This is a genomic window from Enterobacter asburiae, from assembly GCF_007035645.1.
GTDB lineage: Bacteria > Pseudomonadota > Gammaproteobacteria > Enterobacterales > Enterobacteriaceae > Enterobacter > Enterobacter asburiae_B.
On record NZ_AP019632.1, the window covers coordinates 4,308,087 to 4,329,021 of the forward strand.

Sequence of the window (20,935 nt, forward strand, 5' to 3'; positions counted from 1 at the left end):
CGCTGTCAGGCCGCGCTGCCTGCGATGCGACGGGCGGTAATGTAGTGTGCCTGCCAGTAATCATCCGTCAGGGTTGAAACCGTTACGCCCTGACTGGTTGAGGCATGAATAAACTGGTTTTCGCCAATATAAACGCCAACGTGCTTGCGGTTCGGGCCCGTCTGGAAGAAGACCAGATCGCCGGCTCTCAGGCGGTATTGCGCCACCTGCACGCCGCGATGGATCTGTTCACTCGTCGTGCGCGGCAAATTAAGATGCGCCGCATCGGTGAACAGGTGCTGCATCAGTGCGGAGCAATCCACCCCGCGATGCGTGGTTCCGCCCCACCGGTACTGGGTGCCTTTCCATTTCTGGTATTGATCGAGAATACGCGAGCGCAGCGGACCTGTTTCCTGATGCACCAGCGCAGATTTCGCCGGTGATGCCGCCAGCTCGCTGTTCATCGATAACATCGACGCTGGAAGTTGAAAGCTGAACGCAGAAAACGAAGCAAAACTTAACGTGAGGATTGAAATAAGCGATCTAAGAGTCATATCAAGAAAGAAGTAGTGAGTGAGTTTTTCCTTACCTGTGGGGGCCAATGGTTCCCCTAAATATCTTGCGATGTGGCGATAATATAGACAGCTCGTTTTTTCACCAATTGTTATCGAGGCCAAAAATGGACTCACTTTGAGATCGCAAGATCGAGAAAAAAAGAGTGGTGATATAAGGACTGTCCAGCCAAAGCAGGTAAACTGATCCGCAGAATGTGTATTTCAGCTAAGACGTATTTATGACCAATATGATTGCCGACGAGACGGTGGCTAAATCCAGCGTGCTCTCTGTCTTCGACTTTGACGGGACATTAACGCACCACGACAGCTTTATTCCTTTCCTGCGTTTTGCCTTCGGCAAACGTTACTTCGCGGGCCGCCTGGTGCGCATGGCGCTGCCTACGCTGCACTGCGTGCGTCGCAAGCTGACGCGCGATGAGCTGAAGGAAGTGCTGATTAAAACCTTCCTGACGGGCGTGGATGAACACTGGCTGCGCCAGCAGGCGGAAGCCTTTTGCGAAAAATACTGGAACAAGCTGATGCGCCCCGAAGGGGTTCTGGCGGTGGCGGCTGAGGTGAATTCCGGTGCGGAAGTGACCATCTGCTCTGCGTCCCCGGCGCTGGTGCTCCAGCCGTGGGCTGACAAACTGGGCATTAAGCTGATTGGCACGCAGCTGGAAGTGAAAGACGGCAAGCTGACGGGGCGCATCACGGGCAATAACTGCCGCTGCGCCCAGAAGGTGGCAAGGCTGGAAAAAGTGTATGGCGATCTGAACGCCTATCATCTGCGCGCCTGGGGCGACACCCGCGGAGACCACGAGCTGCTGGCGGCGGCGCAGGATCCGCACTGGCGGCACTTCCACCACCCGCGCAAGCGCCGGAATTCACCGATTAAGGGTTAGGTGCGGTCCGGTGCCCTCACCCCGGCCCTCTCCCACAGGGAGAGGGAGAAAGGCGGTACATCAGGCCTCACGTTTCCCCGGGAACATCACGCTCGCAATAATCCCCAGCGCCAGCACGCCCAATACCACAAACAGGCTGGCCGTCGCGCCAATGCTGTAACCGTGATGCCAGAAGTGATCGGAGGCATTTAACCCCAGCTTGAACGCCACGAAGAACAGCAGCAGCACCACGGCTTTCTCGAGGTGCACCAGATACTGCTTCAGCGCTTCCAGCACGAAGTAAAGCGTACGCAGGCCGAGAATGGCGAACATCATGGCGCTGTAGATAATCAGCGGCTCGCGGCTCACGGCAATAATGGCCGGCACGGAGTCAAACGCGAACATGACGTCAGAGAGTTCGACGACGGCTACGCAAAGCAGCAGCGGCGTCGCATAGCGCTTCGCCTTCTTCACGCGTCCGACCATCACGTCCTGGTTTTCCGGCTTTTCAAGCTCCGCATCCACCTCTTTCTGGGTCAGAATAAAGGCGTTGCTGCTGATTTTCGGCCAGACCGGATAGAAGCGCTTCACCAGGCGATAGGCGAGATGACCCGAGTAATCTTCCACTTCGTCGCTCTCTTCATTGCGCCTGAGCATCATCACCGCCGTCCAGCCAACGACCAGCGCGAAGATCACCTCAACGTACGGCCCCAGGCTTAACAGGCTGGTGCCGATAGCCACAAAGATGCCGCGGAAGACTATCGCCCCCAGCACGCCCCAGTAGAGCACGCGGTGACGGTACTTATCCGGCACGCCGAACCAGGCGAAGATTGCCATCATCACAAACAGGTTATCGACGGAGAGCACCTCTTCCAGCGCGTAGCCGGTGAGGAACAGGCTCGCCATCTCGGCGCCGTGGTGAACATACAGGAATCCGGCGAAGGCCATCGCCATCATGAGCCAGAAAATGGACCACATCGCCGCGCTTTTCAGCGAGACGGGTTTATCGTGACGGTGCATAAAGAGGTCGATAAACATCGCCCCTACGGCCATCACCACAAAGACAACAACGGTTTCCGTCGGGAAACCGAGATGAGCAGCAGACATACAAAACCCTTTTGGCAGACAAAACACAACACCATGCAAACTGGCGTAAACCAGGAACAGAAAAGGGCGGGCCGTTAATCAGCCTCTTCGCCCTCAAAGTCGCGGCCTTCCGGCCACGCAAGGAGGAGTACTTTACCTTACCAGGCGGGGATCGCGCATCTGCCGTTTAGGCGCTCATGCCGCGCAAACGCTGCAGCACCGCCACCAGAACCGCGACAGACCAGCCCACCATCAACGCGCCCACCAGCCCTTCCACCCCGCCGATGAGCCGCCAGTGCTGGGGTAACGTGACGTCGCCGTATCCCACGGTAGCGTAGCTGACCAGTGAAAAATAGAAGCTGGTGTTCCAGTCATTAAACGCGTCGATGACAAAATAAAACGCAGCAAACAGTCCGGCCTCAAGGAGGTGGGCGAAGATCATGGAGATCACGATACCGACATTGCGTAAAACGATGCGTACCGCCGAATCGACTTCTAATTTGATGAACTTTAAAACGCCAAACATCCACAGCGAATGGATCACCACGGTAAGGGTAAGCAAAATAATAATACTGAGTAGCTGCATGATGCGTGCTCGACCAAAAGGAATCTGGCCCCGCGAACGAGGCGGGGCACCTGGTCGAAGCTTAGTTGAATGACGAGGAAAAGTTGGTGCAATAATTGCGTTGCGTGATTATCTCCCTTGCAGCGTGCCCTCTATGCGGCTGGTTCGACTGCTGTGAGCGATATATCTGCAGCGCACTATCTGTGAGTCACCTCTTATTTACATCATTTAAACCTTCCATTAACTGGATAAAAATAACGCGCCGTCGCTATAGTGGTTTTGTTTAATAAAACTGAGTTGTACCTAATAAAACAAAGAACAAACCCTGCGAGGACACAATGACAGAACATTTACGTAACGGCGCTACCGCCACCGAGGACATAGAAAGAGAGACGATGCGGAAGGTGATCTGGCGTATTCTCCCGTTTCTGATTGTCAGTTACCTGGTCTCCATTATCGATCGCGGGAATATCGGCATGGCTTCGCTGCAGATGAATGAGGACCTTGGCCTCAGCAAAGCCGCGTTTGGCTTCGCCAGCAGTCTTTATTTCGTGGCCTATTTTTTGTTTGAAGTACCCAGCAACCTGGCCATGCAGAAAGTCGGCGCCCGGCTGTGGATCCCGCGCATTATGATCAGCTGGGGCATCGTCTCCATGTGTATGGCCCTGGTGCAGAACACCACGTCGCTCTATATCGTCCGTTTTCTTCTCGGTGCTGCAGAGGCGGGCTTCTTCCCGGGCGTCGTGCTGTATCTGACCTGGTGGATCCCGTCCCGCTACCGCGCACGCATTATTGCGTCCTTTATGGTCGCCATCCCGCTCGCTAACTTCATCGGCTCCCCGCTTTCCGGGTTGATACTGTCACTGGATGGCTGGCTGGGTCTTCGCGGCTGGCATCTGCTGTTCATTATTGAAGGCTTGCCGGCGGTGCTGCTGGGTATTGCAGCCTGGTTTATTCTCCGGGATCGCCCTCATCAGGCGAGCTGGCTCAGTGATGAACAGAAAAAGTGGCTGGAAACCACGCTTGAGACCGAGCGTAGCCAGCAAAAGAACATTGGACACCAGACGACGTGGCAGTTGCTAAAGCATCGTCAGATCTGGCTGATGGCGCTGATTTACGCGGGTGCATCTTCCGCGGGCACCACCATCAGCGTCTGGTCTCCTCAACTGCTGAAATCCTTCCATCTGGATAACCTTGAGACAGGTCTGTTTAACGCCATTCCTTACGGTCTGGCATCGGTTCTGATGATTGTATGGGGACGGAATTCCGATCGTACCAACGAACGCCGCTGGCATACCGCACTCACGCTGTTCATGATTGCCGCAGGTGTGTTCGCCGCCTTTGTAAGCGTCTCGCTGTCTGCCACGATCGTTATCCTGAGCATTATGCTGATAGGCGCTTATTCAATGAAAGGGCCTTTCTGGGCGCTGGCGTCCGGTTGGATGAGCAGTACCTCAGCGGCGGCGGGACTGGCCGCGATTGGCGCCATCGCAAACCTGATAGGTGGGGCGGTGATGGTAAACGCGTACGGCATTATCAATGAGCGGACAGGCAGCTACACGCTGGCAATGCTTCCGCTGGCCGCGCTGTGCGTGGCCGGGGGTATCGCGGTGCTCATTATGGGGCGGCAGGCCCGCCGCGCTCAGCTACACGAAAAACAGGTCACGCATTAACGATGACAGAAGCGGGACATTTGTCCCGCTTCTGCGTTTAAAGATTTTCTTCCGCCGCGTCGCTCGTTTCACCAAAGAACTGCTGACAGAAGGGCTTGCTGGCGCCCATTTTCTGCGACAGACGGCTTGCAGCCGCCTTCATCAACTGCCCTATTTCCTTCTCACGACGATCTTCCGTCAGCCGCGAGATGGGGCCGGTCAGGGCTAACGCCGCAACCAGCTTGTCGTGAACGCCGAAGACAGGCATCGCAAACGCAGCGGTATGGGGGTCGCGCGCGCCTGACGTGTAGAATGGGAGTTCAGCGTCTCCCTCCGGCAGGCTTTCATTGAGCCCCCAATGGCGTAATACCTTACTGATGGCCGAATTATCGAGCGGGAACTGGCTGCCGGGAAGATTGCTGTGTCGCAGGCCATGCGACGCTTCAGCGCGAAACAGGCAAAGCCGCTGCCCTCCCTCCAGCACATACCAGCTGGCACTCTCCTGAGACGCCAGGGATAAGGCCTGAAGCTCTGGCTGAACCACCCGGGAAAGATGGAAAGATTGTTCATACAGCTTGCCGAGGTAAAGCAGACGTGGGCCCAGCGCATAATTGCCGTCTTCATGCCTGACGACGTAATTCATCCGTTCAAGAGAATTCATCAAGCGGTAAACCGTGGTTTTGTGATAACCCGACAGCTGTGCCAGCGCGGTCAGCGTCAGGCTCTCATCTCCAGGACGGAAGCAATCCAGTAAAGCCAGCGCTTTTTCAACCGCTACAACGCCTTCATTCCCCATCATTATCTCCTTTTTAGCCCGGCAGTGAGTGTACCTCAAATTTTGTGAGTCACTTCGTGTTTACATCACAAACGCCACCTCGGGTCTGGCTAAAAGGAAAGCAACACCGCTATAGTTGTTTTGTTCTGTACACCTGCATTGTACTCAGTAAAACAATATGGAGGCATTTATGTCCGTTAATGAAAAAAAACCGATTAATCGCCATTTCGAGCGCGTTTCTGCCGAGGACGTACGTCGGGCGGCCGAGTATCAGGCAGCTATTCTGGCCGACGTGGCCGGTCGCCGCGGTACGCTTCATGGCCGCATCAAACCGCTGGCCCCACACATGTCCGTTGCGGGTCCGGCCATCACCGTTGAAGTCCGCCCGGGTGATAATCTGGCGATTCATGCCGCGATGGCGGTGGCGCAGCCCGGCGATGTCCTGATCGTCGATGGCAAAGGCGACCTGAGCTGCGCGCTGCTTGGCGAAATCATGGCCACTCAGGCTCAGGCGAGCGGCATTGCGGGCATTATTATTGATGGCGCTGTACGTGACGCCGACACCCTGAGCAAAGGTCACTACCCCGTCTTTTCTGCCGGTTTGAACCCCTGCGGCCCGACAAAGTTAATTTCTGGCCGGGTTAATCATCCCATTTCAGTCGCCGGGGCGACGGTTCAGGCCGGGGATCTTGTTGTCGCGGATATCGACGGCGTGGTCGTCATCCCGCGCGATGAGGTTCAGGAGGTTATCGCTCTGGCAAAAGAAAAGCTGGAGATGGAGACCCGGCGTCTTGCCGCCATCCGTGAAGGCGATTTACGTCCACACTGGCTTGATGACGCGCTTCGTAAGGCAGGTATGTTGAGCGACGAGGAGACGCTGTGATGGGGGGCAAAGACGTAGTGCTGGTTACCGGAAGCGACCTGGCGGAGCAGGCCATGGTGATGTTACAGGGCTTTGAGGTAGTGTTTGCGGGCCGCCAGCCCACAGAAGATGACCTGATCGCGCTGTGTAAACGACACAATCCTGTGGCGATCCTGGTACGTTACGGCAGGATCACCGAGAAAGTTATGGATGCCGCCCCGGCTTTGCAGGTTATTTCCAAGCACGGAAGCGGGATCGATGTGATAGACCAGACGGCAGCGGCCGAGCGCAACATCGCCGTCCGGGCTGCGCCAGGCGCAAACGCGGCGGCAGTGGCTGAACATACCTGGGCGCTGATCCTCGCCTGCGCAAAGTCAGTGGTGCCTCTGGACAAGCGGCTGCGAGACGGGCACTGGGATAAGGCGACGCATAAATCCATTGAACTGGAGGGCTTAACGTTAGGGCTAATTGGGTTGGGTGCTATCGGCTCGCGCGTGGCGACTATTGGTCATGCTTTCGGCATGAAGGTGCTGGCTTACGATCCCTATGCTAAGACTATGCCTGCCCTGTGCGAACGCGCAGAAACGCTGAACGGACTTCTTTCCCGTTCCGATGTCATCTCTTTGCACTGTCCGCTGACCGATGAGAATCGGGGGATGATCAATAGCGAAACGCTCGCACACTGCAAGCGGAACGCAATTCTGGTCAATACGGCACGCGGTGGGCTGATCCACGATGAGTCGTTACTGGCGGCGCTCAGGGATGGCACGCTGCACAGCGCCGCGCTGGACAGCTTTACCCACGAGCCGCTGACCGCGCCGCACCTCTGGCAGTCCGTAGAAAACGTGGTTATTTCACCGCATATTGGCGGCGTTACCGCAGCGTCATATATCAGGATGGGGACCGTGGCCGCGAGCAATATTCTTGCTGTGACAGACGTCACCACCGTCAGCTCGTAAATCCAACCGTGACGAGTGGCTGTGCTCTTATGTCACTTGTCTTCTGCTGTACACAGACATTAAAGTTGTCTCCTTTAACATGAAAAAGACTTTAAAGTTGTCTACTTCTTCAGATAGACCTACTTAACAGGATACTAAGTAGGTCATCTCCTTTCTCGCGTAGCATCTCTCGACGTTCACAGCAGAGGACACGTTTCAAAATGTCATCCAAAATTTTTTTCCATTATCTGACGTTGGGTGATTTTGATGGTCAGCGAGTAGAGGCTTTAACAATGTGGGTTGCCCTGAGCAAAGTAAGGGAAGTAGATGTACCAGAAATGTACGCGTTGCCTTGCATGAAGGGGGGCATCTTAAAGCTCATTGATTAAACAAACTCACTATGCCGCTACAAACAGCCCAAAACCGTCACTTGATAACGTGTTATTTAGATAAATTAATGCTCAGGGCTTTTAGCCAAACTGTCACTTGATGTAAGAATCCAGAACCTTCAGCACAACGTCCAGGTCTTCTTCTCGTTTCTGTTCTTCACTTTCATGAACAATATGTTCAGTCAAATGTCCTTTAATCACTTCACGCAATAAACCATTCACGGCACCACGTATGGCGGCTATTTGTTGCAGTACAGCGGCACATTCGTGAGGTTCATCAAGCATTTTTTTCAGCGCAGCAACCTGCCCCTGGATCTTGCTTGTACGTGCTTTCAGTTTTTGTTTATCGCGGATGGTATGTGACATGTGGGCTCTCACTCTCCTGGATATTTTATGTAACTATACCAGCGTTATTCTACTGGGGGGTAGTATATTTTACTGGGGGGGAGTAGAATCCGGCCTACACTTAATAACCAAGAATGATTCTCATGAACGAATTTACGACACTTCTTCAGCAAGGCAACGCATGGTTTTTCATCCCCAGCGCCATTCTGCTTGGCGCGCTTCATGGACTGGAGCCCGGGCACTCCAAAACAATGATGGCAGCATTCATCATTGCTATAAAAGGCACCGTACGTCAGGCCGTGATGCTGGGTGTCGCGGCAACATTGTCGCACACTGCAGTCGTATGGCTGATTGCTTTTGGAGGGATGTATATCAGTAATAAATTTACCGCAGAATCAGCCGAACCCTGGCTACAGATGGTCTCTTCAGTGATCATCCTTGGTACGGCTTTTTGGATGTTCTGGCGAACCTGGAGCGGTGAGAAAAACTGGCTGGAGGGAATGCAGGAGAATGAACATCATCACCATGACGAAACAAGGTTGATCGATACTGGCCATGGAAAAGTTGAACTGTCCATTTTTGAAGAAGGACAACTTCCCCACTGGCGGCTACGCACTCTTAGTGGCCAAAGATGGGCTTCTGAAGATATCTCATTAACCACACTTCGGGAAAACAGTACGATCTCTCAGACTTTTGAATTTGTTGATCATGGTGATTATCTGGAGTCAACATCTCCCATCCCTGAGCCTCACAGTTTCAACGTACGTCTGTCTCTGGGACATCGTGGTCATGTCCATGACTATGATGTGGCGTTCGCTGAACACGACCATGACCATGACCACTCTGAGCTTGATGGGCTGGATGTGAATTCGAAAGAGTATCAGGACGCTCACGAACTGGCTCATGCCAATGACATAAAACGCCGCTTCGACGGGAAAGAAGTAACCAACGGGCAAATCCTGATATTTGGACTGACAGGAGGGCTTATCCCTTGCCCGGCAGCTATAACTGTATTGTTGATCTGCCTTCAGCTTAAAGCGCTTACGCTGGGTGCCACACTGGTTGTTTGTTTCAGTATCGGCCTGGCATTGACCCTCGTAACGGTTGGAGTGGGTGCGGCGATCAGCGTTCGTCAGGTCGCCAAACGCTGGAGTGGCTTCAATACCATCGCCAGAAGAGCCCCCTATATTTCAAGCGCCCTGATTGCTGCTGTTGGGATTTACATGGGTATACATGGCTGGAATGGGCTGGTGCATTAACACCGGTACTGATGACACACACTCTGGGTACTTACAAAGTACATCCTAAGCGCCACCGTTGAGGTTATGAGCAGAAAAACCCGGAATATAAAGCTGCTCTTTCCGGGACTTGTTGCTGAGGCAGGGATTAAGTAACTGATTAAATCCATTCCCATAAGACTCAATGATAAATGAAAGAATAAAAAAAACGCTCCCGGACGGGAGCGTAAGCCAGTGACTTCGGCGTCAAATGAGGGTCTAACAAGTGGAGCTGCGGGTTAATTCTGGGTGATCTGGCTGCGATGCTTTTCAGCCTGCTGCTGATGAATAACGGAAGACTGACCATTATTCGCCTTCTCGTGCACAACAGCGGCTTTTTCATGCTCGTTCATTTCTGAAAATGACGTTGCTGATTCGTTGGTGGCCCCTGGTTTGCCTTTCATCATTTTTTTATGCATCTCCGCCATGTCCTGGTGGGCAGAAGCGTTGCCGTTTTGCATCATTTCATGGGACATTGCAGCCTGATCGTGTCCGCTCATATCCATCATTGTCATACTGTCTCCCTGAACAGCGCTTTTTTCAGAGGTTGACTGCATCTGATGGGCGGGTGCCTGGGCATTATTTACCTGGTCATGCATGTTCATTGTCTCTGCAGCCATGGCGGATGAAGCGACAGCCATAATGGCAACAAATGATACAAGGATCTTTTTCATGGTTGGGTCTCCGGTGTTTTCATACCCAAACAATCAACGGCTTATAACAGAGAAAGCATTTGATCTCAGGGCGGGTTATTCATCACTCCAGGAACCAGGCGATTGCGTTATCACTCTGCTCCTGATTTATGTATGATTATAAAAAACCGCCTCTGTTTATCGCGTGACTGAATGATGACAATTTTGTCACCTTCCAGGTTTCTCCTGAAGAACGGGATTAATCCATTAACAGGCGCACTTTGAACACAATTTCCCGCCCCTGCTGTTCTGCTGACAGCTCGCCGCCGTGAGCATGAATGATCGACCTTGTAATTGATAATCCCAGCCCCGCGCCTTCCGTGTTGTAGAACCTTGATGAGTCTGCGCGATAGAACCGGTCAAACAAACGTTCCAGATTAGCGGGAACCTGGCCGGACATCGTATTCGTAATCATCACGTTCACACAGTCACTGTCACGCTCAAGGTGTATCGCTGTACAGGTGTTATCGGGAGAATACTTGATTGCATTGGAAAGCAGGTTACTGAAAGCACGTCGGAGCATATCGCTGTCTCCGGCAACAACGCCCTCTCCTTCAACCGTGATTGTCTTTCCTGTTTCGTCTGCCAGGGGCTCGAACAACTCACGTAATTCATTCAGTTCGGCTGCCAGATCCACATCATGTTTATCCAGCCGCAGCAGACCATGCTCTGAACGTGCCAGAAAAAGCATGTCACTGGTCATTCGTGACAACCTTTTCAGTTCTTCCAGGTTAGCGAATAAAATTTCGCGGTAATGCGAAACATCCCTTTCCTTAGCCAGTGCAAACTGCGTCTGCATCATCAGATTACTGACTGGTGTGCGCAGCTCATGCGCGATGTCAGACGAGAAATCTGACAGTTTCCGGAATGCCCCCTCCAGGCGATCAAACATATTATTGAACTCCTGCATGGTCTCAGAGATTTCCGGCGGAGCCAGATCGGGATTTAGACGCTGATCCAGGCTGTGTACAGTCATGGAGGAAGCCAGACTGGTCATTTCCCGTAACGGTTTCAGACCAATACGTGTGGTCAGCCAGCCCAGAAAAACAGAAATAAAGACCAGACCGATATTGAACCAGAACAGCCAGGTACTGAGTTTGTCCATAAACAGGGTGTGATACCCAGTATCCGTGGCAACCGTAATGATGACATGTTTGCTTTTACCCTGTTCCGGCGTCACGGCAACCCGCCGCGAGATACTGCGGTACACGGTGTTATTTTCTTCCGTCTGGATCATATAGTCGAGAATATCACCCGACTTATTAAGCAGGACCGCTGGAACAACAGAATTTTTGGCATAGAGTTCAACAATTTTTTCATTTTCCATGTTTTTTATAGAAATGAATAAACCATTGTGCCCTACCATCGCATCGTTTATTTTTTCTGATAATGACTTAATATCCGTTTTGTTCCGGAACGTCTCTGTTTTAAGAAACTCTTCGGTGAGCTGAAGTTTACCTGCCAGAAAATCGCGGTCCTGATTATCGAAATAGCCATTAAGGGTGCTAATCAGGATAAAACTTGATAACCACCATACCGTAAGCATCACCGCAGAAAAAATCAGGCTCAGGCGTGTGGTCAGGGAAATTTTGAACCTCACTCTTCTCTGATCTCCAGGACATATCCGGCACCGCGAACGGTATGGATCAGTTTTGGCTCAAAGTCATCATCAATTTTACTTCTCAGACGTCTCACGGCGACATCAATCACATTCGTATCACTGTCAAAATTCATGTTCCAGACCAGGGACGAGATAAGACTCCTGGGTAACACTTCTCCGGTGCGTTGCAGCAGCAACTCAAGCAGAACGTATTCTTTACCGGTGAGATGGATCTTCTTCCCCGAACGGATCACGGTCCGGCGCACCATATCAACGGTCATATCGGCGATGGTGCAGACTGTTGCGGCCTGCGAGCGTGCCCGGCGCAGTAGGGTTCTTACACGTGCAACCAGCTCCGTAAAATCAAAGGGCTTAATCAGGTAGTCATCTGCGCCAAGCTCCAGTCCTTTCACTTTGTCCCGCACGTTGTCCTTTGCGGTTAAAAACAGGACCGGTTCTTCGTGCCCGGACTCCCTCAGTGCGCTGATGATTTGCCACCCGTCGAGGAAAGGCAGCATCACGTCCAGTATTATCAAATCATACTGTCCCTTCGACGCGGCCCCGAGACCATCGCGGCCATTATTAAAGAGATCGGCCTGATAGCCTTCCTCAACCAGTCCCTGCTGCAGGTAACGACCTGTTTTTTGTTCGTCTTCAACGATTAAAATACGCTGCATGGTCAACTCGCTGATATGAAAGTAAAAATCTCACGCATGAGCTTTGGCTGTCCCCTAGCTGACCTGAGACGGAGCAAGCATTCCGAGCCACGCTACGGCGCCCAGAATGATAATCGCAACAACGAATTCTGTCAGGATGCTGTTTCGCATCAGGGCAACGCTGCGATCATAATTCCCTTCCCTGACCATAACTTCAAGCCGGGGACCCAGGTGAAACCGGTTTGCTGCAGCCAGAAGAAGCATCAGAACAAACAGAGCCGTCTTGGCAAGCAATATCCTCCCCCAGGAACTGTTGAATAAGGGAGTTAAGTTACCCTCAGCAATATACAGATAGTTGACCAGCGCACTCAGGATCAGGGCTACAACAATCACCGTTCCTGCCGTGGCAAATTTTGCCAGGGAGTCAGATATCACAATGACGCTCTGTGCATTATGCTCGTTTCTGCGCATCAGCAGGATAGCAAATGCAACCAGAGCACCTGTCCAGGCACCTGCAGCACCGAGATGGGTCAGATCGCTCAGTAAATGGAGATAGTAATGCAGACCGTCATGCATAACGGCGTGTCCTCCCCAGGCAAGTGTAGCCAGCGCCACGCCCCCACTCATCGTCATCAGCAGGCAGGACAATACTCTCTTATTAGTGTAAAGGAACAAAGCACCGAGTGTGGTAAACAGGGCACAGAGCCTGACAATCCAGCTAATACCCACATCAGTTTCTTCTATCACCATCTCGATAACATGGATGGATAATTCTCTGAGGTCAGTTACTCCACTCATGGCATTAGATACCAGGAGCATATTAATGCCAGTAAGAATGATGCCTGTAACAACAGCAAAGGTTATAAACGACCTGAAATTAGTCAGGTTATAGGTTTCATGTCTGACACCGCTTATTCCATATATCTGAAAAAATGGCAATCCAAATATTACCATCAAATCCAGATAAAGAAGAAAACGAATAACAATCATAATCAGGTCGTTCATAATATTACTTCACTGTAAAGGTGTAATTACCGGTAATAGGGTGCGTATCTGAAGAAACCGCGCGCCAGTCAACACGATAAGTGCCAGCGGGTAAAGGCTCTCGCGGAATAATGACCATCGATTTAGGGTCAGCGCCTGGCGCCACTTTTGCCGCGACCGGCATCGGAGAATGTGATGACATGCCTTTCATACCCGTCATCGTTAATTTTGCACCTGAGAATTTCACGGTCAGATTTTCCGAGAAATTAAGCTGAATCTTTTCCGGGGCCGCTACGGCTGAATCAGCCTGTGGCACAGAGCTTTTTAATTCCGGATGGGCCATAGCAGAGAAAGCAACGCCCATAACGAGGCCACCTGTAAGAATGGCTTTATTTAAAATCGACATTTTATTTACCTGTTTAGTTGAGTGTTTTATATCAGTGCGTTAAAACCAGATTCTGGCTCCCGCCAGGAATACTACCTGATGGTCTTTCTCACCTTCTCTTTTCGCCATATCGGATGTTTTCCCGTAAAGTTGATTCCAGGAAACGCCTATATAGGGTGCAAACTCACGGCGTATTTCATAGCGCAGCCGGAGCCCCAGCTCTGTGTCAGTCAGTCCCCTGCCGCGACCCCGCGATTCATCATCCTGACTGTAGAAATTCACCTCATAGGATGGCTGGAGTATGAGCCGGTTAGTCAGTAAAACGTCGTATTCTCCTCCCAGACGAAGGGCTGCTTTTCCGCCATTACTGACAAAACCCGTAATTTCAGACTCAAAATTATAGAGTGCCAGCCCCTGAAAACCGACAGCAGCCCAGGTCCGGGCAGAAGCAGGTCTGAAATCCTGCCTAACACCCGCAACCAAATCCCACCATGGGCCAACCGCATGTCCCCAGAGTAACTGCGCTTCAGCCGCCTCCGTTTCCCCATTGCTTCGTTCACCTTCACTCTTTAGCCAAATCCGATCTGTGTCGCCTCCAATCCAGCTGTTAACACTCCAGCTGAAATTGTTGGTGTTATCCGACCGTTGCCATTCCAGTTGATCCAGCAGAACCAGATAATTAATCGCACTGTCGTGAATCGCATGCCCCTGTAAATTGCCGAATGCAGCCTTCCGGTCGGCATCGGTAACAGGCGGAATTGGCGTTCTGCTCTCAGTTACAATGGGCTCCATTGACGTCATCTCAGTGAAATTCTCATCTGCTGGCATCTGCATGGCAGACATGTCGTGCCCGGCGTGGGGATCTGCAGAGACGGAGCCCGCCGCAATAGAAAGCTGTGAGGTAAACAAACCGGCGACCAGAACAGGTATGGCCTTCAAATTTCTCTTCATTCGCATCATTCCTCCACCCGGACTTCACGAAACATTCCCATTTCCATGTGATAGAGCAAATGGCAGTGATACGCCCAGCGGCCAAGCGCATCTGCTGTCACTCTGTAACTGCGTTTTGTACCAGGGGGAACATCTATTGTGTGTTTACGAACCATGAAATTACCGTTTTCATCTTCCAGATCGCTCCACATACCATGCAGGTGAATGGGGTGAGTCATCATGGTATCGTTGATCAGCGTGATCCTGAGCCGCTCACCGTATTTCAGCAGCACCGGTGCGGCATCTGAAAACTTGATTCCGTTAAATGACCAGGCAAACTTTTCCATGTGGCCGGTTAAATGCAGTTCTATGGTACGGCCAGGTTCACGTCCGTCAGGATCCTCAAAGCGGCTTTTCAAATCCGCGTACGTGAGAACCTTTCTTCCGTTATTTCGAAGACCAATACCCGGATCATTTAATTTCGGAGAGACGCTCATCGCCTGCATATCAACCAGTGGGTTATCCGTTTCTGACGCAGGATGACTTTGCATACCCGGCATTCCGGCCATCCGGGAATGATCCATACCGGCCATGCTGCTGTGATCCATGGGCGCGGAGGATATCCCGCTATCCGGAAGGTCAGCACCGTCCATAGACATCATCTCTCCGCTGTTATCCATGCCTCCCATCTGGCTGTGGTCCATTCCTGCCATATCATGTCCCATTCCCCCCATACCCATATCTTCCATGGTCAACAGAGGACGGGGATCGAGGGGGGGAACGGCAGCACTTAACCCCTCTCTCGTGGCCAGTGTCCCTCGAGCGTAACCGGTCCTGTCCATGGATTGTGCGAAGATGGTATAGGCCTCACCCTGAGGCTCCACAATGACATCATAGGTTTCGGCAACGGCAATCCTGAATTCGTCAACGGTAACCGGGTTTACATACTGGCCATCTGCAGCCACGACCGTCATTTTCAGCCCGGGGATACGGATATCGAAATAGGTCATTGCCGAGCCGTTGATAAACCGTAAGCGTATCTTTTCACCGGGACGGAACAGTCCGGTCCAGTTTTTCAGCGGGGCCTGCCCGTTCATGAGATAGGTGTAGGTGTAGCCACTGACATCCGCGAGGTCAGTCGGATTCATTTTCATTTCAGCCCACATTTTCCGATCGGCAATGGTGGCTGACAGCCCCCTGGTATTCACGTCGCGGAAAAAAGAGCCAACGGTTGGTTTATTGAAATTGTAGTAATCCGACTGTTTTTTTAATTTTTTCAGCAGGCTGTGAGGATTTTCATCGGTCCAGTCAGACAACATGACCACATGCTCACGATCGTAAGCAAACGGTTCTGGCTCCCTGGCATCGATGATAATGGCACCGTATACCCCCTCCTGTTCCTGCAGACCGGAATGGCTGTGGTACCAGTAAGTCCCGTTCTGCTTAACCTTAAAGGTGTAAACGTAGGTATCATCAGGCTCTATGCCCATAAAACTCAGCCCCGGAACACCATCCATATTGGCCGGAAGAATAATGCCGTGCCAGTGAATGGACGTCTGTTCATTAAGACGGTTTTTGACCTTCAGGGTAATGGTGTCACCTTCTTTCCAGCGAAGAACGGGCCCCGGCAGGCCTCCATTGATTGTTTTGGCCTGACGCTCACTGCCCGTGATATTGACGGCCGTTTCACCAATGGTCAGGTCAAACTGAGTACCCTGCAGGGATGCGGCAACTGGCAGGCTCAGACTGGAACGCGCATTGAAACTCCATACGCCAAGACTTCCGGCTACGCCAGAGAGGGTTAACCCCTTCAGGAAAGTTCGTCGAGACGTTTTCAACAGCATGCGCATTCCCTTATTTAAAGTATGGTTACTGACAGAATTCGAGAACCGATTTAAATTAAATTACTGGTTCATCCACTTACAATGAAATGAATCTAGCACACCTTAAGAAACAAATTCATTACAATCGTGTAATGTACATAGCTGTATTACATTTACGTCATCTTCCCCACAGGTTGATTATTTTTATATATGATCATAAGGACATCTTTTATGTACCTCAGAAGGTAATTACACATGAATATATTAATCACGACCACTGCGTTTACAGCTTTATTTTGTGGGGCAGCTTTTGCTCAGTCCAGTGATATTGCCCATGAAGCACATCGATTTGTTAATAATGCCTCAGCCGTCAGTCATGTGAATTCCTCGACGCATGAAAACTTACCGGACAGGGTTAATAAAAACAACACGCCCTCATTCTCTGAAATGAATGAACATGAAAGGGCCATTGTTGCTCATTCATTTATGAACAACAGCGCGTCCTATGCGCATCAGAAAATGATTGAGGAACATAAAAAAATGCTGTCCGGCAGTGATGCAAATTCAAAGACCTCGTCTTCTTCTTTTAACGAACTGAATGCCGGAGAAAAAGCCGCTCTCGTGCATGAGCAGGTCAATAATGCCGGTGCGGAAGCACATCAGACGCAGGCAAGAAAGCTTCGCGGGCTGTATTCGACCAGGTAACTGCAGGCGGGTTAGTGCTTAGCGTCAGGTGCGCAGCAGGGCTTTACTGACGGGTTACGTAGCAGGACATGAGCCCCATATTGCTCTGCCGTAACCTGTTTCAGTCCCGTTAATCATCACCGTCGGGCTGGTCATACAGTTCCCAGAGCTTCAGGAGCAAACGGGAAACAAGATATGTTACAAAAATGACGACCATCAACGGTGCTCCCGATTAACTGACAGATGACACGCCTCCTGAAAACCCCTAGCATACGCCGCAGTGTTCATGCTAACGGCGAATTCCAGTAAATGTATTCTACCGATGTCGTAAAAGAAAATGCCTACCTTTCAGCCACCCGCTCGGGGCTGGAATCGAACGAGATCGCTACTCTTCAGCGCTCCTTGCCTTCCCGGTTTAATCTGCGGCATTTGAAAAAAAATGAATCATTAAAACTCGTACTGCAAAAGAAAGCGGGAAAATCACGTGTCGTGGCCTATAAATTTACGTCCGGTTCATTTAATTACACGGCGTATCGTATATCAGATAAAAAGTTCTATAACCTTTCCGATACTTCCGGGAAAGGCAGTCTCGATTATCCGTTACCGGCCACAGCAAGACTCAGTTCGCCTTTCAATCCTGCAAGACTTAACCCGGTATCGGGAAAAGTGAGTCCCCATAATGGCATTGATTATTCCATGCCCATGAACACGAAAATAGTCAGCGTCATCGACGGAAAAATCACCCGGGCCGAATACAACAGTACCATGGGATATTTTGTTGAAGTAACGGGAAAAGCCGGTGTTAAAACTCGCTATCTCCACCTCAATAAAATACTCGTTACTAAAGGGGCCAGGGTTACCCGGGAAGACGCTATTGCGTTATCCGGTAACAGCGGACGTTCATCCGGTCCTCATCTGCATTACGAGCTGGTCATCAATAACAATCCTGTTAACTCACTGGCGTTCCGGACGGCGGCACCCGCTGATAACAAACTCGAACAGCATGCCTTTGCGCATGTCAGAGACTACGAACGATACCTGGACTGATAACGGGACCGCGACGCGGTCCCGTCTGCCGGATTAATTTTTTTTATCGTTTTCACTTCCGTGATGTTGATGATCTCCATGCCCCCCGTGACCGTGGAAAAGATGCATGAGCGGACAAAGCAGCAGTAACAGATATGGCCAGTAGCCTGCCACATGTGACCAGTGTTCGCGCAGGAGAGCAAATGCCGCAATCGCGGCGACAGCAATAAGCGCATAGGTTGTACTTTTCATACCGGACTCCTTCTGTTAGTAACAGACCCTTCATTCAGGGTTATTTCCCGAGCCTGACACTTTTCAGACGCAACGCATTTGCAATGACGCTAACGGAGGAAAGGGCCATAGCCGCCGCCGCAATAACTGGCGACAGCAGTATTCCATACACAGGATAAAGCAGACCTGCAGCTACAGGCACCCCAAGAGCATTGTAGATAAACGCAAAAAACAGATTCTGCCGGATATTTTTCATGGTGATCTCTGACAGATGACGGGCCCTGTTGAGTATCATCAAATCGCCTTTGAGAAGGGTAACGCCAGCACTTTCTATTGCCACATCTGTACCCGTTCCCATGGCTATACCCACGTCAGCCGCTGCCAGCGCCGGGGCATCATTCACACCGTCTCCGGCCATCGCAACCACATGGCCAGACTCTTTCAGTCGGGTTATCACTGCTTTTTTGCCATCCGGCAGAATCCCGGCTTCAACCTCATCTATTCCCAGTTTCCGTGCGACTGCTTCAGCAGTAAGCTGGTTATCCCCGGTGAGCATAACAATGCGGATCCCCGCCTGACGCAAAGCTTTAAGCGCATCCGGCGTGGTTGCTTTCACGGGATCCGAGATAGCTATCAGGCCTGCAAGGTTCCCGTCTGTGGCCACATAGATAACGGTAGCGCCTTCCATCCGCAACGTATCCGCAACGGCCTTTTGATTATCAATAACGATACTGTTTTCCTGCATAGCCAGTTCATTACCAATAACAACCCGTTGACCTTCGACATCGCCTGAGACACCTTTCCCCGACGGGGCATTGAAATTACTGACGGCAGGTATCACGATCCCCTTTTCCTGCGCGGCTCTGACAACAGCCATACCCAACGGATGCTGCGAACCTTTTTCCACTGCAGCTGTTACACGTAAAAGAGATATTTCCCCACCCGGACTGAGACTGATAATCCCTGTCACCGTAGGCGAACCTTCCGTGAGCGTGCCTGTTTTGTCGACAACCAGCGTGTCCACTTTTTCAAGACGCTCAAGGGCTTCGGCATTCTTGATTAACACCCCGGCCTGGGCGCCTTTGCCCACCCCCACCATTATCGACATCGGCGTGGCCAGTCCCAGCGCGCAGGGACAGGCAATAATCAGGACCGACACAGCCGCAATGAGACCGTGCGCCATCCTGGGCTCGGGCCCCCAGACAGACCAGATCAAGAAAGCAACAACCGCGATAAGTATCACCAGAGGAACAAACCAGCCTGAAACGCTGTCTGCCATTCTCTGGATGGGGGCACGCGAACGCTGTGCATCAGCGACCATCTGAACAATTCGTGAGAGCATCGTTTCATCACCGACTTTCTCTGCTCGGATGATAAGACTACCTGTCTGATTAATCGTCCCCCCAATGACAGGTTCACCCTCTTTTTTGGTAACCGGCATAGACTCCCCGGTCACCATCGATTCATCAACGGTTGTTTTGCCTTCGACCACGATACCGTCGACCGGAATACTCTCTCCAGGTCTGATGCGGAGCTTATCGCCAGGCAGGACATCTTCTGCATTAATATCCGTTTCATGACCGTCATGATCCAGCCGCCTGGCTGTTTTGGGGGCAAGGTTCAGAAGCGCAGTAATGGCACCTGAGGTTTGTTCCCGTGCCCGCAGTTCAAGAACCTGTCCCAGCAGAACAAGCACCGTAATTACTGCTGCGGCTTCAAAATAAACGGCCACCAGGCCATCCATGTTTCTGAACGATGCAGGAAACCAGGAGGGGAAGACGGTTGCAATGACGCTGTAAACCCAGGCTGCGCCGGTCCCCATTGCAACAAGGGTAAACATATTCAGGGAGCGGTTACGCAACGACATTCCGGCCCGGGCGAAGAATGGCCAGCCACAGTACAACACGACTGGAGAGGCCAGAAGCAGCTGCAGCCATGTGTTGTATTGTGGCGGTACTGTATTCCTCAAGGCGGGAAACAGATGAGATCCCATTTCGAGTATCAGAACCGGAAACGCCAGCAACAACCCCAGCCAGAAGCGTCTTGTCATGTCGCGAAGTTCATCACTCGGCCCCGTCGATGCCGTGGCTACGAGCGGTTCCAGTGCCATTCCACAGACAGGACAGCTTCCGGGACCACTGCGGCGTATCTCCGGGTGCATCGGACATGTCCACACACCTTCAGAAATATCTTTCTCCGCCTGATGGTGAGGCTGTTTTATCTGGTCTGGGCTGACTTCGTGGTGATCGTGGTGGTGGTGGGAATGTTCACTGGCATCTTCGGTAAGATAACGGTCGGGATGGGCTGTAAATTTACTCTCACAGCTGGCAGAGCAGAAATAAAGCTGATGGTCCTGGTATCGAATGCTGCTGTGCGCCTTGTCGGGCAGGAATGCCATCCCGCACACGGGATCTCTCACCTTATGCAATACGTGGCTCTCGTCCGGGGATAATGTCTGTTCAGAAGCAGTCTGGTTGTTGTGTTGCACTACATTGTCATTTTTCACAGTAACTCTCCTTATGCATGCCTGAAGCATTTTCTGTCTTCAGGGTATGTCATGGATGCGATTACCACGAATGTCGCCGGCACAGGAGTGCCTGCTGCCGGCGTCCCGTTATCAG

The 20,935-nt window shown here is 51.7% G+C and carries 21 protein-coding genes; 7 read left to right on the top strand and 14 right to left on the bottom strand.

The annotated features are described in order from the left end of the window. Nucleotides 1-5: 5 nt before the first annotated feature. The gene (locus FOY96_RS20700; RefSeq protein WP_032667969.1) at nucleotides 6-533 is read right to left on the bottom strand and encodes an NlpC/P60 family protein; all 528 of its coding nucleotides are present in this window, start codon (nucleotides 531-533) and stop codon (nucleotides 6-8) included. A 239-nt stretch (nucleotides 534-772) separates the two neighbouring features. Here FOY96_RS20700 and FOY96_RS20705 point away from each other — a divergent pair, with 239 nt between their 5' ends. Then, nucleotides 773-1,435, top strand: a complete 663-nt coding sequence (locus FOY96_RS20705; RefSeq protein ID WP_014885577.1) for an HAD family hydrolase — start codon at nucleotides 773-775, stop codon at nucleotides 1,433-1,435. Between the two features lie 60 nt (nucleotides 1,436-1,495). Here FOY96_RS20705 and FOY96_RS20710 read toward each other — a convergent pair whose 3' ends face one another. Both FOY96_RS20710 and FOY96_RS20715 read right to left on the bottom strand, forming a co-directional pair. Beyond that, a complete protein-coding gene (locus FOY96_RS20710) occupies nucleotides 1,496-2,521 on the bottom strand; it encodes a TerC/Alx family metal homeostasis membrane protein (protein ID WP_143347671.1) in 1,026 nt (341 codons plus the stop codon). A gap of 166 nt (nucleotides 2,522-2,687) precedes the next feature. Next, the gene (locus tag FOY96_RS20715) at nucleotides 2,688-3,086 is read right to left on the bottom strand and encodes a potassium channel family protein (protein WP_023309546.1); all 399 of its coding nucleotides are present in this window, start codon (nucleotides 3,084-3,086) and stop codon (nucleotides 2,688-2,690) included. Between the two features lie 317 nt (nucleotides 3,087-3,403). On the opposite strand from FOY96_RS20715, the gene FOY96_RS20720 reads away from it, so the two are divergent. After that, nucleotides 3,404-4,738 (top strand): MFS transporter, encoded by a 1,335-nt coding sequence (locus tag FOY96_RS20720; protein WP_033146856.1) that lies wholly within the window; start codon nucleotides 3,404-3,406, stop codon nucleotides 4,736-4,738. Nucleotides 4,739-4,775: 37 nt separating this feature from the next. On the opposite strand, the gene FOY96_RS20725 is transcribed toward FOY96_RS20720, so the two are convergent. Next, entirely contained in the window at nucleotides 4,776-5,513 is a 738-nt protein-coding gene (locus FOY96_RS20725; protein ID WP_033146857.1) for an IclR family transcriptional regulator, read from the bottom strand. A gap of 169 nt (nucleotides 5,514-5,682) precedes the next feature. Here FOY96_RS20725 and FOY96_RS20730 point away from each other — a divergent pair, with 169 nt between their 5' ends. Both FOY96_RS20730 and FOY96_RS20735 read left to right on the top strand, forming a co-directional pair. Continuing rightward, on the top strand, nucleotides 5,683-6,375 hold the full coding sequence (locus FOY96_RS20730; RefSeq protein WP_058842012.1) for an RraA family protein: 693 nt from the start codon (nucleotides 5,683-5,685) through the stop codon (nucleotides 6,373-6,375). Continuing rightward, nucleotides 6,375-7,313 carry an NAD(P)-dependent oxidoreductase gene (locus FOY96_RS20735; RefSeq protein WP_033146859.1) on the top strand — a complete coding sequence of 313 codons (939 nt, stop codon included), beginning with the start codon at nucleotides 6,375-6,377 and terminating at the stop codon, nucleotides 7,311-7,313. Before FOY96_RS20730 ends, FOY96_RS20735 begins: the two co-directional genes overlap by 1 nt. Nucleotides 7,314-7,774: 461 nt before the next feature. On the opposite strand, the gene rcnR is transcribed toward FOY96_RS20735, so the two are convergent. After that, nucleotides 7,775-8,047 carry a Ni(II)/Co(II)-binding transcriptional repressor RcnR gene (gene rcnR / locus FOY96_RS20740; RefSeq protein WP_000019951.1) on the bottom strand — a complete coding sequence of 91 codons (273 nt, stop codon included), beginning with the start codon at nucleotides 8,045-8,047 and terminating at the stop codon, nucleotides 7,775-7,777. Nucleotides 8,048-8,169: 122 nt separating this feature from the next. Between rcnR and FOY96_RS20745 the strand changes: the two genes are divergently transcribed. Next, nucleotides 8,170-9,285: a nickel/cobalt efflux protein RcnA gene (locus tag FOY96_RS20745; protein ID WP_001572377.1), complete on the top strand. Its 1,116-nt coding sequence runs from the start codon at nucleotides 8,170-8,172 to the stop codon at nucleotides 9,283-9,285. 257 nt (nucleotides 9,286-9,542) lie between these two features. Here FOY96_RS20745 and FOY96_RS20750 read toward each other — a convergent pair whose 3' ends face one another. From FOY96_RS20750 to pcoA, 7 genes are all read right to left on the bottom strand, one after another. Further along, entirely contained in the window at nucleotides 9,543-9,977 is a 435-nt protein-coding gene (locus FOY96_RS20750) for a hypothetical protein (RefSeq protein ID WP_000723070.1), read from the bottom strand. Between the two features lie 217 nt (nucleotides 9,978-10,194). After that, on the bottom strand, nucleotides 10,195-11,595 hold the full coding sequence (gene pcoS / locus FOY96_RS20755; RefSeq protein ID WP_143347672.1) for a copper resistance membrane spanning protein PcoS: 1,401 nt from the start codon (nucleotides 11,593-11,595) through the stop codon (nucleotides 10,195-10,197). Beyond that, nucleotides 11,592-12,272 carry a copper response regulator transcription factor PcoR gene (gene pcoR / locus FOY96_RS20760; RefSeq protein ID WP_001188930.1) on the bottom strand — a complete coding sequence of 227 codons (681 nt, stop codon included), beginning with the start codon at nucleotides 12,270-12,272 and terminating at the stop codon, nucleotides 11,592-11,594. The genes pcoS and pcoR overlap by 4 nt, the downstream gene beginning before the upstream one ends. Nucleotides 12,273-12,326: 54 nt before the next feature. After that, a complete protein-coding gene (pcoD, locus tag FOY96_RS20765) occupies nucleotides 12,327-13,205 on the bottom strand; it encodes a copper resistance inner membrane protein PcoD (protein ID WP_229692861.1) in 879 nt (292 codons plus the stop codon). 55 nt (nucleotides 13,206-13,260) lie between these two features. Then, nucleotides 13,261-13,641: a copper resistance system metallochaperone PcoC gene (pcoC, locus tag FOY96_RS20770; RefSeq protein ID WP_000025662.1), complete on the bottom strand. Its 381-nt coding sequence runs from the start codon at nucleotides 13,639-13,641 to the stop codon at nucleotides 13,261-13,263. Between the two features lie 39 nt (nucleotides 13,642-13,680). After that, nucleotides 13,681-14,571: a copper resistance outer membrane transporter PcoB gene (pcoB, locus tag FOY96_RS20775; RefSeq protein WP_001378118.1), complete on the bottom strand. Its 891-nt coding sequence runs from the start codon at nucleotides 14,569-14,571 to the stop codon at nucleotides 13,681-13,683. A gap of 5 nt (nucleotides 14,572-14,576) precedes the next feature. Then, on the bottom strand, nucleotides 14,577-16,394 hold the full coding sequence (gene pcoA / locus FOY96_RS20780) for a multicopper oxidase PcoA (protein ID WP_143347673.1): 1,818 nt from the start codon (nucleotides 16,392-16,394) through the stop codon (nucleotides 14,577-14,579). 234 nt (nucleotides 16,395-16,628) lie between these two features. Between pcoA and FOY96_RS20785 the strand changes: the two genes are divergently transcribed. Together FOY96_RS20785 and FOY96_RS20790 are read left to right on the top strand one after the other, a co-directional pair. Continuing rightward, nucleotides 16,629-17,078: a copper resistance protein gene (locus FOY96_RS20785; protein ID WP_001023257.1), complete on the top strand. Its 450-nt coding sequence runs from the start codon at nucleotides 16,629-16,631 to the stop codon at nucleotides 17,076-17,078. A 288-nt stretch (nucleotides 17,079-17,366) separates the two neighbouring features. Continuing rightward, nucleotides 17,367-18,104, top strand: a complete 738-nt coding sequence (locus FOY96_RS20790) for a peptidoglycan DD-metalloendopeptidase family protein (protein WP_137493224.1) — start codon at nucleotides 17,367-17,369, stop codon at nucleotides 18,102-18,104. Nucleotides 18,105-18,137: 33 nt separating this feature from the next. Here FOY96_RS20790 and FOY96_RS20795 read toward each other — a convergent pair whose 3' ends face one another. After that, the gene (locus FOY96_RS20795) at nucleotides 18,138-18,335 is read right to left on the bottom strand and encodes a DUF2933 domain-containing protein (RefSeq protein ID WP_004388331.1); all 198 of its coding nucleotides are present in this window, start codon (nucleotides 18,333-18,335) and stop codon (nucleotides 18,138-18,140) included. 40 nt (nucleotides 18,336-18,375) lie between these two features. Next, a complete protein-coding gene (gene silP, locus FOY96_RS20800; RefSeq protein WP_131653157.1) occupies nucleotides 18,376-20,850 on the bottom strand; it encodes an Ag(+)-translocating P-type ATPase SilP in 2,475 nt (824 codons plus the stop codon). Nucleotides 20,851-20,935: the final 85 nt, after the last annotated feature.